Origin of the sequence: Bacillus thermozeamaize, from assembly GCA_002159075.1 — a bacterium.
GTDB classification, from domain to species: domain Bacteria; phylum Bacillota; class Bacilli; order ZCTH02-B2; family ZCTH02-B2; genus Bacillus_BB; species Bacillus_BB thermozeamaize.
In genome coordinates this window covers 34,007-46,784 of sequence record LZRT01000121.1, presented here as the reverse complement: position 1 = coordinate 46,784, position 12,778 = coordinate 34,007, and the positions used below count along the sequence as shown (strand labels likewise).

The window sequence follows — 12,778 nt, the reverse complement described above, 5'->3', positions numbered from 1 at the left end:
ACTAACCTACCTTCAAGATGATTTTCCCGATGTTCCGGTTCTCCTCCATATACCGGTGCGCCGCGGCCACCTCTTCCCACGGAAAGACGCTGTCAATGACCGGCGCCAATCTCCCCTGTTCAAACAGCGGCAAAGCAAAGGAAGCAAACGCTTGCGTCAAGCGGATCTTGTAATCCTCGCTGCGCGAGCGCAACGTGGTTCCGACCAGGGTAATCCGCTTCGCCATCAGGCGGCGCAGATCCAGTACCGGCACCTCGTGGCCACCCAGCGTGCTGATGATGATCCACCGGCCCTCCGTCGCAATCGCGGCCAGATTATCCTTCCAGTAGGAGGCCCCGACAAAATCCAGGATGATATCCGCACCGCGTCCTCCCGTCGCTGCCAGTACCTTTTCCGCAAACGGGCCTTCCTTGTAATTGATGGTCACATCCGCACCCATCTTCTGGCAGGCAACCAGCTTTTCCGCAGAACCGGCCGTCACGATGGAGCGTCCTCCTGCCTCCCGCACCAGCTGAATGGCTGCCGTTCCCACGCCGCTGGCACCGGCATGGATGAGGACCTGTTGTCCCTTATCCAGCCCCCCCAGCCAGAACAGGCACTGATAAGCGGTCAAAAACACTTCCGCGATGGCCGCTGCTTCCTCAAACGTCATCCCCGGCAAAACGGGCATCGCCAGTTCCTCATGCATCACGGCGTACTCGGCATAACCGCCTCCCGGCAAGAGCCCGAACACCTTGTCACCCGGTTTCCAGCGGGTGCAGGCGCTTCCCACCGCTTCCACGATGCCTGCCACTTCCAGGCCCATGATCGGCGACGCTCCCGGCGGCGGCGGATATTTTCCCTGCCGCTGGGAGATGTCCGCGCGGTTCACCGCCGTCGCTTTCACCCGGATCAGGATCTCCCGTTCCCGCGGTTTTGGACGCGGAAATTCTCCGATCATCAACTGTTCCGGACCGCCCGGTTCTTTGACTAAGACAGCTTTCATTGCTCCTCACCCCTGATTGGATTCCACGTTGATTGATTCCGCATGTCATTCAGTGGCCGTCTGCGGTGGACGCACGTAGTGCGGAATGTCCTTCAGTTTCCCGCGCCGCGCCGGCGGCAGGCTGGAGAGAATCCGCTTTCCATATCCCTTCCTGACCAGCCGGCTGTCCATCAACACCACCGCGCCCCGATCACAGGCGCGTCGTATCAGACGGCCAAATCCCTGTTTGGTCTTGATAATCGCCATCGGGATCATGTATTGGTCAAAAGAATCCCCCCCGGACCGCTCGATCCAGTCAAGGCGCGCCCGGGTGACCGGATGCTTCGGATTGGCGAAAGGAATTTTGGTGATGACCACACACTGCAGTTCATCCCCCGGCAGGTCAATTCCTTCCCAGAAACTTTCCGCTCCAAACAGCACCCCGTGAGGATCCTTGCGAAACTGCTCCAACAGGCGTTCCCGGTCCCCGCCCGCTTCCTGCACCAGCAAGGTGCGCTGACGGGCTTCACACCACGCTTTTAGTTGTTCCGCGACGAGGCTCATTTGGCGGTAGCTGGTAAAGAGGACCAGTGTACGTCCGGGACTCAATGTCAAGATCCGTTGCAATCCTTCCACCAAAAACCGTTCATACTGTCCATCCGGCTGGTTGGGAAAAGGAGCCTTTTCACTGACCACAAGCAAGGCATTCCTGGCATAGTCAAAAGGCGAAGGCGCGACAAACGAATCGTATTCATCCAAACCGAGCCGGCCGGCAATAAAAGCAAAATGGCCTTCCGTAGAAAGGGTGGCGGAAAGCATCGACACGGGAACCCGGGAAAACAGCGCATCAGGCAGGACCGTCCGGGCATTGATGGGCTGTGCCACCAGCGTAATCTGCTGCCCGAACGCATCTGAAATCTGTTCCCCTGCCTCAAGCCTCCATTCCACCCAATGCGCCCAGTCTGCTCCCCCCTCCACTTGGGTGATGAACCGGATGTCTTCTCCCAGCGAACGGACGCGCTGGATGAGCCGTTCCATTCCCCGGCGCTGGGTCTCCTCTTGCACCTTTGTCTCCAGGAGCTGGCGGAAAAAACGCTCCAGATCAGCCAACGATTCCTCCAGGCGTTGAAAGACAGGCAGCGGCCTGTCCAACAGCACGGTCAAAGGCTGATCTGCTTCCTGCGCTTCCAGCCTCGCGCCACCCGGCTGCAGCAAAAACACTTGCCGCGCCACCTGATCCAGCATGTCCAGCAGGTGTTGGCGGATGCGCTGCTCATAAGGAATGAGCGCCTCCAGCACCTCCTGATCAAAGATTCCGTCCATCCAGGTCTGCCATCTCATCCGGATCATCCGGAACAGGTGTTCCACCTGTTGATAATTGACACGCCGCGCAAAAAAACTGGAAAATACCTCTTCGATGCGATGCGCCTCGTCAAAAATCACATGGTCATACTCGGGAAAAATTCCGCTGCCTTCCTGTTGTCTCATCGCCAAATCTGTAAAAAACATCGCATGGTTGGTGATGATCAGGTGAGCGGAGGATAACCGCCGGCGGGCTTGTTGGATGAAACAGTGATCAAAATAAGGGGATTCAGAGCCATGGCAATCATCCGCCTCTCCCGCAACAAGCGTCCACAAGTCGGACGGAATGGGAAAAGGAAAAGACGGCCTGTCTCCGTCGGTCAGCTGATCTTTCAGCTGCCACATCTGCCGCGCCACGTCCGCGTGTTCCACTTCTTCGCTCCGCGCCTTTAAAAGGTAAGCCTCGAGCCGCCGCTTGCACAGGTAATTCCCCCGTCCCTTGGCCAGTTCAAAGCGCAGCTCTCCCATTCCCAGCTCCGACATCACTTCGGCCACCAGCGGCAGATCCTTGTCAACCAGCTGCGACTGCAGGGGAATCGTGTGCGTGGATATGACGACCACTTTTTTCTCTAGCAGCGCCCACAGGGCGGCCGCCACCAGATAGGCGAACGACTTGCCAATGCCGGTCCCCGCCTCAGCCAACAAATGATGCTCCAGCTTCAGCGAAGCCATCACGCGCCGGGCAAGGCGCACCTGATCTTGGCGAACCTCATAACCGTGAATCCGCTTTGCGAGAAGCCCATCTGGCGCAAAAACCGCTTCAATCAGCTCTTCATAGGCCGCCATGTCCGGCTCATCGAGCGGCACCCGTTCCTGATCCCGGCTTTCATCGTCAGGAAACATCATCTCACCACTTTCCCATCTTTCCCGCCAACCACGAAAGAGGCGTTCTCTTCCATCGCTTCCTTGTAAAAAAGGCGTATGCCGCCGTGCTCCTCCCTGATTCCTGAATCAGGTCCTATTGTAACACGTTTTTTCTTTGTACTCATCATTTGCTTCTTTCTGACTGAAAAGATAATATTTATATGGCGATATTTCGCGCATCGAAAAAATTGCCAGGTTCAACGAATGGCTTCGTTTCGAGGGCTTGCAATGAGCGTCAAGGTGCCAAGGGAGGAGAGCGGCTTGGAAGAAAAGATATGGACACGGGATTTTACGTTAATCTTTACCGCCAATTTTCTGTCATTTCTCGGCTTTCAGATGTTGATTCCCACACTGCCTCTCTACGTTCGGGAGTTGGGCGGCAGCGACTGGCTCATCGGCTGGGTGGTGGGCAGTTTCACCTTTTCCGCGTTGCTGATCCGTCCCTATGCGGGACATGCGATTGACATCCGCGGCAGAAAGCCCATCCTGCTGGCAGGAATGGGGCTATTGGTCCTCTCCGTCAGCTCTTTTGCCTTTGTTGGCCATTTGTTCCTGCTCCTCCTGATGCGTATGGTCCAGGGAGTCGGTTGGGGGCTTTCCACCACCGCATCTGGAACCGTGGCCACCGACTTGATCCCGCCGCGACGCCGCGGCGAAGGGTTGGGCTACTACGGCCTGTCGATCAACCTGGCGATGACCGTCGGGCCGGCACTAGGACTTGCCATTGTCGGCTGGCACCACTTTCCGGTCCTTTTCCTGCTGTCTGCCCTTTTGGGATTGGGCGCACTGGGCTTGGCCGCCAGCATCCGCTTTCAGCCCCTGCCGTCACCGTCCGGCCGTATCCAGGCCGCCTCTGCGGCGGCAACAAGATTCGCCTGGGACATTGTCGAAAAAACAGCCCTGGTTCCGGCCACGCTCACCCTGTTCATCACAGTGACATTCGGAGGCATCTCCACCTTCCTGCCCATTTACGCTACGGAAAAAGGAATCGCTGGCATTCAGTGGTACTTCGTCCTCTATGCCATCACCCTGATGGTCACCCGTCCCCTGGCGGGAAAACTGTATGACCTCAAGGGGCACCGGGCCGTATTCATCCCCGGAACCCTCCTGATCATCATCGCGATGCTGTTTCTGGCCTGGATGAACCACACGTGGATGCTGCTGTTCGCCTCCATGCTCTATGGCGCCGGCTTTGGCACCATCCAACCGGCCATGCAAGCCTGGGCGGTACAACATGCGCCGCCCGAACGCAAGGGAATGGCCAACGCCACTTTTTTCTCCAGCTTTGACTTGGGGATAGGCCTTGGCGCCATCTTTTTCGGACTTATAGCACCCATCATCGGCTACAGCGGGATCTATCTGATCGGCGCCGGCTCGGTCGTCCTGTCCATCATCGGTTACCTGTTTTTTACCACCGTGAATAAAAAGAAAACCTCAGGGGCGGCGTTTTGAAAGTTTTTCCTGGATCTCCTGGTTCAACCCATGGTTGATGCCGAACACCCGCTCCACCGGGAGGATAAAGGCAATCCCTTTTCCCGGCTGATGGAGCTGCGCCGCTTCCATGATAACCAGTCCGAAGCTGTCGGAAGCAGAACGTTTGGCCAATCAAAAATTTCATAAACACCTCAACCGGCAGGCCGATCAACGTAAACTTCAACAGGGTTTTCACGACGGTCACCGGCAGAATGGCCGAGCCGACTTCCAGCACCGTCTCTTTGATCTTTTGCATGAGCCCCTCCTTTGTTTTTATTTTACATCAATCCGCATCTTTCTCTTAATTGTAAACAAAAACAAAGCAGGAAAACAAAAAGGAAGGTGTATGACCTTCCACGGTTCATGGTTCATGCTCCTTTTTTTCATGAATCAACTTCTGAAACATGGCCTCCAGCCGCCCCCGCGTCGTGACCCCGATCAACTTGTGCCGGATAACCCCTTCCTTGTCAATAAAATAGGAGGTCGGAATCGACAACACCTGGTAGGCTCGCGCCACGTTTCCTTTCTGATCCAACAAAATCGGGAACTCAAAGCCATAACGCCGGGCAAACGCCTGGGCATCCTCCAGCGTATCCCGGACTGTCAAGTTGACCGCAAAGATTTCCACTTGTTCCTTGTATTTTCCGTACAAATATACCAAGTCGGGCGCCTCCAGCTCACAGGGCGGGCACCAGGAGGCCCAGAAATTCACCACGACCGGTTTCTTTCCTCGCAAATCACGCAATTGATACGTTTGACCATCCATTCCCAGCAGCCTAAAATCAGGCGCTTGCCTGCCGACGGCCAGTCCTTCTTCGGCCCCAGCAGCATCCCTTGGCAATTGCGTGTCCACCTCGCCCAGTTCCAGCTTTACCCCCTCCCCTTCCTGTATCCGGTCAGAGGAGGGCATCTCCGTCTCACCTTGCGCATTGGTCTTTCCCTGCGCCTCATCCGAACGTTCTTGGCGAGATGCTTCACTGGCAGGGGCTTGGGAAAATTTTTGGCGCTCGGCTTCGTCAGACTGGAGCCGTTCGCCGGCCACCCAAATAACGGCCACCGCCAAGCCCAGCAGCACCAGTCCTTGCCACCACTTCACACACACTCCTCCTTGCTTGAAGTCGCTCCGACATTTAAAATCCGGAAAAGCCGCCGTACAGCCGGATGAGCCAAATCGTGATCCGCGACATCTGATCGGTCATCAGCAAAATCCCGACCAGGATCATCACCGCGCCGCCGACCCGCATCATGATCTGAGAATGCCTCAACAATCCCCTCAACTTGCCAAGGAAAAAAGCCATCAGGAAAAAGGGCAGGGAAAATCCCAGCACATACACCGCGATCATCCATACGCCTTGTGAGGGATTGGTCGCTCCGAGCATCAGCACCGCGGTCAGAATCGGTCCGATGCAGGGGGTCCACCCGGCAGCAAAAGCTACGCCAATCAGCATCGAACCCATATATCCAAGCGGCCGGTTGCGAAACTGAAAACGCCGCTCATGCATCAGCCAGCTTGGGCTAAAAAAGCCCATCATCAACAGCCCCATCAGAATGATGACCGTACCGCCGATAATCTGCAGCCACGTCTGAAACTGGAGAAACAACTGGCCAATCAAGCTGGCTGACAGTCCCAGCGCAAAAAAAATCACGGAAAAGCCGGCGATGAAGCTCAAGGTATGCAGCATGGCCTGCCGTTGACGCCATATCCCTCCCCCTCCCTGCTGAATCTGCTCCAATGAAACTCCCGTAATGTAGGATAGGTAAGACGGATAAAGCGGCAACATACAGGGAGAAACAAAAGAAAGCACACCCGCCAAAAAAGCTAGCCCGATGGTTACTTCCGAGGTCAGCATGTTTCGTCCTCCTCTGATGCCCCAGTGCTTGGATATCCCATACTTATGTATGATGAAACATGTTTATTTCCTTTTCTGAATACCAGCTGGAGTATTCCTACACATTGTAGTTTAAGCCTTCCCCGGATGTCAATTCGCATTACCGCGTCAAAAAACGACACTCTTGTGTCAAAAAAAAAAAGGAGCCGCCCCTCGTGGCATGACGTCGGGACAGCCCCTGTGGTCTGGAAAATCATGTGATTACCATGGAACCGCAATAATCGCCAGCAGAACGAAGATCACCAGAATAATCCCGATGTGGGTGCTGAGGAAATGTCCACCTCCATACCCGCCTGCATATCCGCCACCTGAACTCATGTTTGAACCTCCTTTCCGACAATCTGCCTCATTGTATTCCATACGCCTTCCGATTGACTGGATAGTCGCCTTGTTTTGCGAAAAACAAAACCACACCTCCTCGCAAGGTGTGGTTCCATCGTATGTATGGCATGCCTGGAGGGATTCGAACCCCCGACACGCGGCTTAGAAGGCCGCTGCTCTATCCAGCTGAGCTACAGGCACATCATGATGTATGGTAGCGGTGGAGGGATTTGAACCCCCGACCTCGCGGGTATGAACCGCACGCTCTGACCAGCTGAGCTACACCGCCACGCCATGAGAACACATGAAATTATATCAAGTAAAATCAAATGGATCAAGGGTATTTTGGCCGCCTGCAAGGCGGCCTGGAAACGTGCATGGCCCGTATCAATCCGGTTTATGACAACAAGGGTTGATTACGGGTAGACTGGTGTCCCTTCAACCGTAACCCGTTTGCGAAACTCAGCGATCAACTGCTTCGTCAGAGGTCCAGGCATACCAGTGCCGATTTTGCGACCATCCAGCTTTGTCACCGGGATCACTTCGGCAGCCGTGCCCGTCAGGAAACACTCATCCGCCACAAACACATCATGACGCGTAAAGGGCTCTTCTGCACATTCGATCCCCTGATCCCTGCAAATATCCATGATCACTCTCCGCGTGATTCCATCCAGGGCCCCGAGATAGGTAGGCGGGGTAATCACCCGGCCATTTTTTACGATGAAAATATTGTCACCCGTGCATTCACAGACATATCCTTCCGTATTGAGCATCAGGGCTTCCATGACGCCGGCCCTGGTGGCCTCGATTTTGGCTAAAATGTTGTTCAAGTAGTTCAGTGACTTGATTTTCGGGTTCAAGGCATCGGGGACATTGCGCCGCGTGGGAATGGTGACCACTTCCATCCCGTTATCATAAAGCTCTTGCGGATACAATTTGATTTGTCCCGCGATGATGATGACCTGCGCCTGTGGGCAACTCCTCGGATCCAGACCCAAATCTCCCTCGCCACGAGAGACGATCAGCCGGATATATGCATCCTGCAACCGGTTTTTCCGAACGGTCTCCAGTACCGCTTCCTTCATCTCCTCATAGCTCAAGGGAATCTCCAGCATGATTGAAAGGGCGGATTCGTACAGCCGCTTCAAGTGATCATCCAGCCGGAATACATTCCCTTGATAACACCGAATCCCCTCAAAAATGCCATCCCCGTATAAAAATCCGTGATCAAATACCGAAACTTTTGCTTCGTTTTTGGGAACAAATTCTCCGTTCAAATAAATCCACATCTCTTCAGATGGCACTGCATGCCCCTCCCTCAATCTACCCGTTCATACTGAGCGAACGTTCAATCATTTAACAATCTAATATATAATAGTATTTTAGGCGTGCCAACCGGGCTTTGTCAAGGTAACTTCCATTTTTTGCAAAAATATCCAATCGAATCAGACAAGCCGTTTTGAATTCAGGCAAGCCGTTTCAGACATCCTCTGCAAGACGATAAATCAGGATGCCGTTTTTCTTTTCTTCCCGGATCTCACCACGCGCCAATAACAAATCGAGATGACCTACCACTTCCGATACGGTCAAGCCAATCTCCTTTTCGTACTTATCGGGGAAGAGCGCCTGTACCACTTCGAAGGCTGTTTCCGCTCCTTCCGCCAGGATTTCTTTAATTCTCCCCGCACGTTCCTCTATCTTTTCCAGGCGCTGCTCAACCAGGGCAGGCAAGTCTTTAACCGCTTGACCATGCCCGGATAAGGTCAACGTCACCGGCAGCTCGGCACACTTGCGGAGATTTTCCATGTATTGGAGCAACGGCTTGACACGCGGTGCGCCAGGCCGCTGCGGCGGTTCCAGCAAAGCGTTGGATGAAATATGTTTAATCACGTGATCCCCTGCGATGAGCAGTCCGTCGCGTTCCCGGAACAACGAAATGTGACTTTGGGCATGCCCTTTGGTTTCGATGATTCGCCACTCGGGAAGGCCGGGAATCGGCGTGCCCTCGATTAATTCGCCAGTCAAATCAGCCCGGCATGAAACCTTTTCCATGACTTTCTGAAAAGCCTGGAATTCTCTCAACAGCTTGAAGGGAACGCCCAACTCCTGATAGAACTTGGCGAAAAACGCCTGATGCCATTGGTAAAATTCCGGATCTTGACGAATCCATGGACGGCAGTTGGGATGCCCGTACACGGGCACTGGATTGGCTTCCAAAATCCGCTCCAACAAGCCGACATGATCGGCATGATGATGGGTCAAAACCACTTGCTCAATGTCCTGGATGCTGTATCCGTGTTCCCGCAGGGCCTGATTCAGGAGCTCCCAGTTCTCCTCATGCTTGGGACTGGTGTCGACCAACGTCAGTTTTTCCGATTGAATCAGGTAAACATTGACTGGGCCTACCGCAAACCGCGTCGGCAGTTCAATCTGTATCACCTGTTCAATATTCAAATCAGGGGCCAGTTTCGTCCCCATGGTCATCCCCCCTATACCATCTACCTGTTCCGACTGAATGTTCACTCAGCCATGCGCCAAAAATGAAAAATGGATGTGAACCAACAAAGAAGGATGCATGGTTCTAAGACACTTCATCCCAATGCGATGCGTCATTGATCCAGGAGATCGTCCACTCTTCCGCACCGCAGGTTAGACATGTGACGGATGTGTTGGCGATTCTGTAACGCGGCTCTGCATGACCTTCTAAATAGGAAAGGATGGCATTGATCGTCCCTCCGTGGGTCACCACAGCAACCCGCTGTCCCAGATGACGGGAAATGATTTCTTCCAACGCCTTCACCGCGCGCTGCTGCATTTGCCGCCAGCTTTCAACACCTTCGGCGGTCAACAGATCGGAGCGGAAACCCGCATGAAATTCGGGAATCTCATCCCACCGCTTTCCTTCAAAGGGGCCATAACCCCTTTCCCGCAACCCTTGATGGAGCCATACCGTCAGGCGGTGGGGCGCGGCGATGATCTCCGCGGTCATCCTCGCCCGCCGCAAATCACTGGAATAAATGGCATCCAGGGAATCTGGTTCAAAGCGTTTCGCAACTTTCTCCGCTTGGCGAATCCCAACCTGGTTCAGCGGAACATCCAAGTGTCCTTGCAACCTGCGTTCCACGTTCCAGTCCGTCTGGCCATGCCGGATAAGATAGACAGTCGTTTTTCCCAATGTCGAAACCCTCTTTTCATTTGTCAATCATCGTCCATCAAACAGTCGATGAACGTTCACCATTGGACGTCTTTCATGATGATATACTATTTTTTATTATTCATTATACCTCATCATATTTTTTTCGGCGAGGAGAAGATATCCGACGGTTTGCGCTTTTTACTTGACTTTACCACTCGACCTCGTATAATATTTTCAGTGTATTTTTCAGGATAGGAATACGGAAAACCCACCCTCTGGTGCCTTGCTTTCATGGCAGCGGCTGAATATCCATGAAAGACGCACGAAGGCATCGGTTTTCTTGTTTTTGTTTTCATTCGTTTTCAGCGGTGATCGTGAAAACAGAACTGGAACACGAAAGGAGCAGTCCAATCCATGTCACGCTATACAGGGCCAAAATATAAGCTAAGCCGCCGTCTTGGCATTTCATTGAGCGGTACAGGCAAAGAGTTGAAGCGTCCCTATCCTCCCGGCCAGCATGGCAGGACCCAACGCCGGAAGTTGAGCGGATACGGCTTGCAGCTGCAAGAAAAACAGAAGCTGCGCCATATGTACGGCCTGAGCGAAAGGCAATTCAGGAACCTCTTCCGCCGTGCCAGCAGGATGCCTGGCGTCGTCGGCGAGAACTTCATGATCCTATTGGAGTCCCGCCTGGACAACTTGGTCTACCGCCTGGGATTTGCACATAGCCGCGCAGGAGCGCGCCAATTGGTCAACCACGGACATGTCACGGTAAACGGCCAAAAGGTGGACATCCCTTCTTATCTTGTCAAGCCGGGCGATGTCATCGGCCTGCGTGAAAAAAGCCGCAACTTGGCCGTTGTCAAGGAGGCCCTGGAAGATCGGGCATACCTGCCTGATTACCTGAGCTACAATGAACAAACCATGGAAGGAACCTACCTGCGGCTTCCGGAACGCAGCGAATTGCCCTCTGAAATCAATGAAACCCTGATTGTCGAGTTCTATTCGCGTTAAAACCAAAAACGGCACCTGGCATGTTCCAGGTGCCGTTTTTTTTGAACCCATCAAGCCGGGATGAATCGATCAAAACCGCTCTCGATCGCTCTCACTTCAGCTGGTCAGGATTCCTTGTTCATACTGTTCACGCAAGGTCTTCTTCGAAAACTTCCCGACACTGGTTTTCGGGATCTCATCGACAAACACCACATCGTCAGGCAGCCACCATTTGGCCACCTTGTCCTCCAGGAACTTGATGATGTCCTCTTTCGTCACTTTCCCTTTCGCTTCAGGCTTCAAAGCCACACAGGCAAGCGGCCTTTCCTGCCATTTTTCGTGCGGAATCCCGATCACGGCTGCTTCGGCTACTTGCGGATGGGCCATGATCAGGTTTTCCAGGTCGACGGAAGAAATCCATTCCCCGCCACTTTTGATCAGATCTTTTGTCCGATCCATGACCTGGATATACCCATTTTCGTCAATGGTCACAATATCGCCCGTGCGGAACCACCCGTCGACAAAAGCCTCCCTTGTCTTTTCAGGATCCTTGTAATATTCCTTCAAAACCCACGGGCCACGGAGCAACAATTCGCCCATTTCTTTTCCATCCCGTGCCACCTCCTGGCCCTGCTCATTGACAATCCGCATTTCCAGTCCAGGCAGCAAAAGTCCGGTTTTCGTCCGCAGACGGAACTTCTCCTCATCAGAAAGATCTTCCATCCAAGACTTCGGCACGTTCACAAAGGTCACCGGCGAAGTTTCCGTCTGACCATAGCCCTGATAAAGCTTGACCCCGAGGTGACGCTGATAGGCTTCCGTCAAAGACTGCGGCAGGGCGGAACCGCCGGACATGAAGATACGGACACAGCTGAAATCGTATTTGCCCGGGTTTTGCAAGACATGGTTGAGTATCCCCATCCAAATGGTAGGCACCCCTGCGCTGAAAGTGACTCTTTCGTTATGGATCAGCTCGCAGAAATCCTGCGGTTGCGGCCTGCTTCCCGGATATACCTGCTTGGCGCCAACCCAGGTATCAGAAAAGGGCCGTCCCCAGGCATTGACATGAAACATGGGAACAATGGGCATGGTCACGTCCTTCTCATCCGTTCCCAGTTCCCCAACCAGGACGCTGAGGCAATGCAAGTACAGCCCGCGATGCGTATACATCACGCCTTTCGGCATCCCGGTCGTGGCTGTCGTATATCCGAGAATGGCAGGCGTCCATTCATCAAAGGTGGGAAAATCATACTGATCGCTTTCTCCTGCCAGCAAATCCTCATACAGATAGACATTGGGCAGGCTGGTCTGCGGCAGGTTCCGTTTGTCGGTCATGACCACATAGGTATGAACCGTTTTCAGTTCGCTGTGTATGTCTTCAATCAGCGGGAGCAAATCCTCGTCGACAAACAGGATCCGATCCTCCGCGTGATTGATCACATAGATCAACTGTTCCTTGAACAGTCGAATGTTCACCGTATGTAACACCCGTTTGCTGCAAGGCACTGCAAAATACAACTCCAGATGCCGGTGGTTGTTCCAGGCAAAAGTGCCGATGTGTTCACCCTCTTTGACCCCCAGCCTGTCCAGGGCATTGGCCAGCCGGCAAACCCGCTTGTACATGTCGGCATACGTATACCGAAAAATACCGGAGTAGTCGCGAGAGACGATCTCTTTTTCCGGAAAGATCGTTTTAGCTCGATAAAGAATGCTTTTCAACAAGAGAGGGTAATCCATCATGATGCCTTCCACTCCTTCTCATCTATTGCTATGAAA

11 protein-coding genes and 2 tRNA genes are annotated in these 12,778 nt (G+C 53.6%); 2 read left to right on the top strand and 11 right to left on the bottom strand.

Going from position 1 to position 12,778, the window contains the following annotated elements:
* Position 1 precedes the first annotated feature (1 nt).
* Together BAA01_05760 and BAA01_05755 are read right to left on the bottom strand one after the other, a co-directional pair.
* Positions 2 to 985 (bottom strand): NADPH:quinone oxidoreductase, encoded by a 984-nt coding sequence (locus BAA01_05760; protein ID OUM84644.1) that lies wholly within the window; start codon positions 983 to 985, stop codon positions 2 to 4.
* Positions 986 to 1,030: 45 nt separating this feature from the next.
* A complete protein-coding gene (locus BAA01_05755; protein OUM84643.1) occupies positions 1,031 to 3,172 on the bottom strand; it encodes a hypothetical protein in 2,142 nt (713 codons plus the stop codon).
* Positions 3,173 to 3,418: 246 nt separating this feature from the next.
* Here BAA01_05755 and BAA01_05750 point away from each other — a divergent pair, with 246 nt between their 5' ends.
* Positions 3,419 to 4,642, top strand: coding sequence for an MFS transporter (locus BAA01_05750; GenBank protein ID OUM84719.1), 1,224 nt, complete (start codon positions 3,419 to 3,421; stop codon positions 4,640 to 4,642).
* Here BAA01_05750 and BAA01_05745 read toward each other — a convergent pair.
* From BAA01_05745 to BAA01_05710, 8 genes are all read right to left on the bottom strand, one after another.
* Positions 4,599 to 4,919, bottom strand: a complete 321-nt coding sequence (locus BAA01_05745; GenBank protein ID OUM84642.1) for a hypothetical protein — start codon at positions 4,917 to 4,919, stop codon at positions 4,599 to 4,601. The two genes, BAA01_05750 and BAA01_05745, sit on opposite strands and share 44 nt — an antisense overlap.
* Positions 4,920 to 5,024: 105 nt before the next feature.
* The gene (locus BAA01_05740; GenBank protein ID OUM84641.1) at positions 5,025 to 5,759 is read right to left on the bottom strand and encodes a hypothetical protein; all 735 of its coding nucleotides are present in this window, start codon (positions 5,757 to 5,759) and stop codon (positions 5,025 to 5,027) included.
* Positions 5,760 to 5,793: 34 nt separating this feature from the next.
* Positions 5,794 to 6,513, bottom strand: coding sequence for a cytochrome C biogenesis protein (locus BAA01_05735; GenBank protein ID OUM84640.1), 720 nt, complete (start codon positions 6,511 to 6,513; stop codon positions 5,794 to 5,796).
* A 484-nt stretch (positions 6,514 to 6,997) separates the two neighbouring features.
* Positions 6,998 to 7,074, bottom strand: a tRNA-Arg gene (locus tag BAA01_05730).
* A gap of 11 nt (positions 7,075 to 7,085) precedes the next feature.
* Positions 7,086 to 7,162, bottom strand: a tRNA-Met gene (locus BAA01_05725).
* Positions 7,163 to 7,289: 127 nt separating this feature from the next.
* Positions 7,290 to 8,162 carry a branched-chain amino acid aminotransferase gene (locus tag BAA01_05720; GenBank protein ID OUM84718.1) on the bottom strand — a complete coding sequence of 291 codons (873 nt, stop codon included), beginning with the start codon at positions 8,160 to 8,162 and terminating at the stop codon, positions 7,290 to 7,292.
* Positions 8,163 to 8,352: 190 nt separating this feature from the next.
* Positions 8,353 to 9,357, bottom strand: coding sequence for a hypothetical protein (locus BAA01_05715; GenBank protein OUM84639.1), 1,005 nt, complete (start codon positions 9,355 to 9,357; stop codon positions 8,353 to 8,355).
* Between the two features lie 97 nt (positions 9,358 to 9,454).
* Entirely contained in the window at positions 9,455 to 10,048 is a 594-nt protein-coding gene (locus BAA01_05710; protein ID OUM84638.1) for a hypothetical protein, read from the bottom strand.
* A gap of 375 nt (positions 10,049 to 10,423) precedes the next feature.
* Between BAA01_05710 and BAA01_05705 the strand changes: the two genes are divergently transcribed.
* Positions 10,424 to 11,023, top strand: coding sequence for a 30S ribosomal protein S4 (locus BAA01_05705; protein OUM84637.1), 600 nt, complete (start codon positions 10,424 to 10,426; stop codon positions 11,021 to 11,023).
* 96 nt (positions 11,024 to 11,119) lie between these two features.
* Here the strand turns inward: BAA01_05705 and BAA01_05700 are convergent, their stop codons facing one another.
* Entirely contained in the window at positions 11,120 to 12,742 is a 1,623-nt protein-coding gene (locus tag BAA01_05700) for a fatty-acid--CoA ligase (GenBank protein OUM84636.1), read from the bottom strand.
* Between the last annotated feature and the right edge of the window lie 36 nt (positions 12,743 to 12,778).

Bases quoted from the DNA above. Each gene is read 5' to 3' on its own strand.
- BAA01_05760 (OUM84644.1), bottom strand. From the start codon at position 985: ATGAAAGCTGTCTTAGTCAAAGAACCGGGCGGTCCGGAACAGTTGATG.
- BAA01_05755 (OUM84643.1), bottom strand. From the start codon at position 3,172: ATGATGTTTCCTGACGATGAAAGCCGGGATCAGGAACGGGTGCCGCTC.
- BAA01_05750 (OUM84719.1), top strand. From the start codon at position 3,419: ATGAGCGTCAAGGTGCCAAGGGAGGAGAGCGGCTTGGAAGAAAAGATA.
- BAA01_05745 (OUM84642.1), bottom strand. From the start codon at position 4,919: ATGCAAAAGATCAAAGAGACGGTGCTGGAAGTCGGCTCGGCCATTCTG.
- BAA01_05735 (OUM84640.1), bottom strand. From the start codon at position 6,513: ATGCTGACCTCGGAAGTAACCATCGGGCTAGCTTTTTTGGCGGGTGTG.
- BAA01_05720 (OUM84718.1), bottom strand. From the start codon at position 8,162: ATGTGGATTTATTTGAACGGAGAATTTGTTCCCAAAAACGAAGCAAAA.
- BAA01_05715 (OUM84639.1), bottom strand. From the start codon at position 9,357: ATGACCATGGGGACGAAACTGGCCCCTGATTTGAATATTGAACAGGTG.
- BAA01_05705 (OUM84637.1), top strand. From the start codon at position 10,424: ATGTCACGCTATACAGGGCCAAAATATAAGCTAAGCCGCCGTCTTGGC.
- BAA01_05700 (OUM84636.1), bottom strand. From the start codon at position 12,742: ATGATGGATTACCCTCTCTTGTTGAAAAGCATTCTTTATCGAGCTAAA.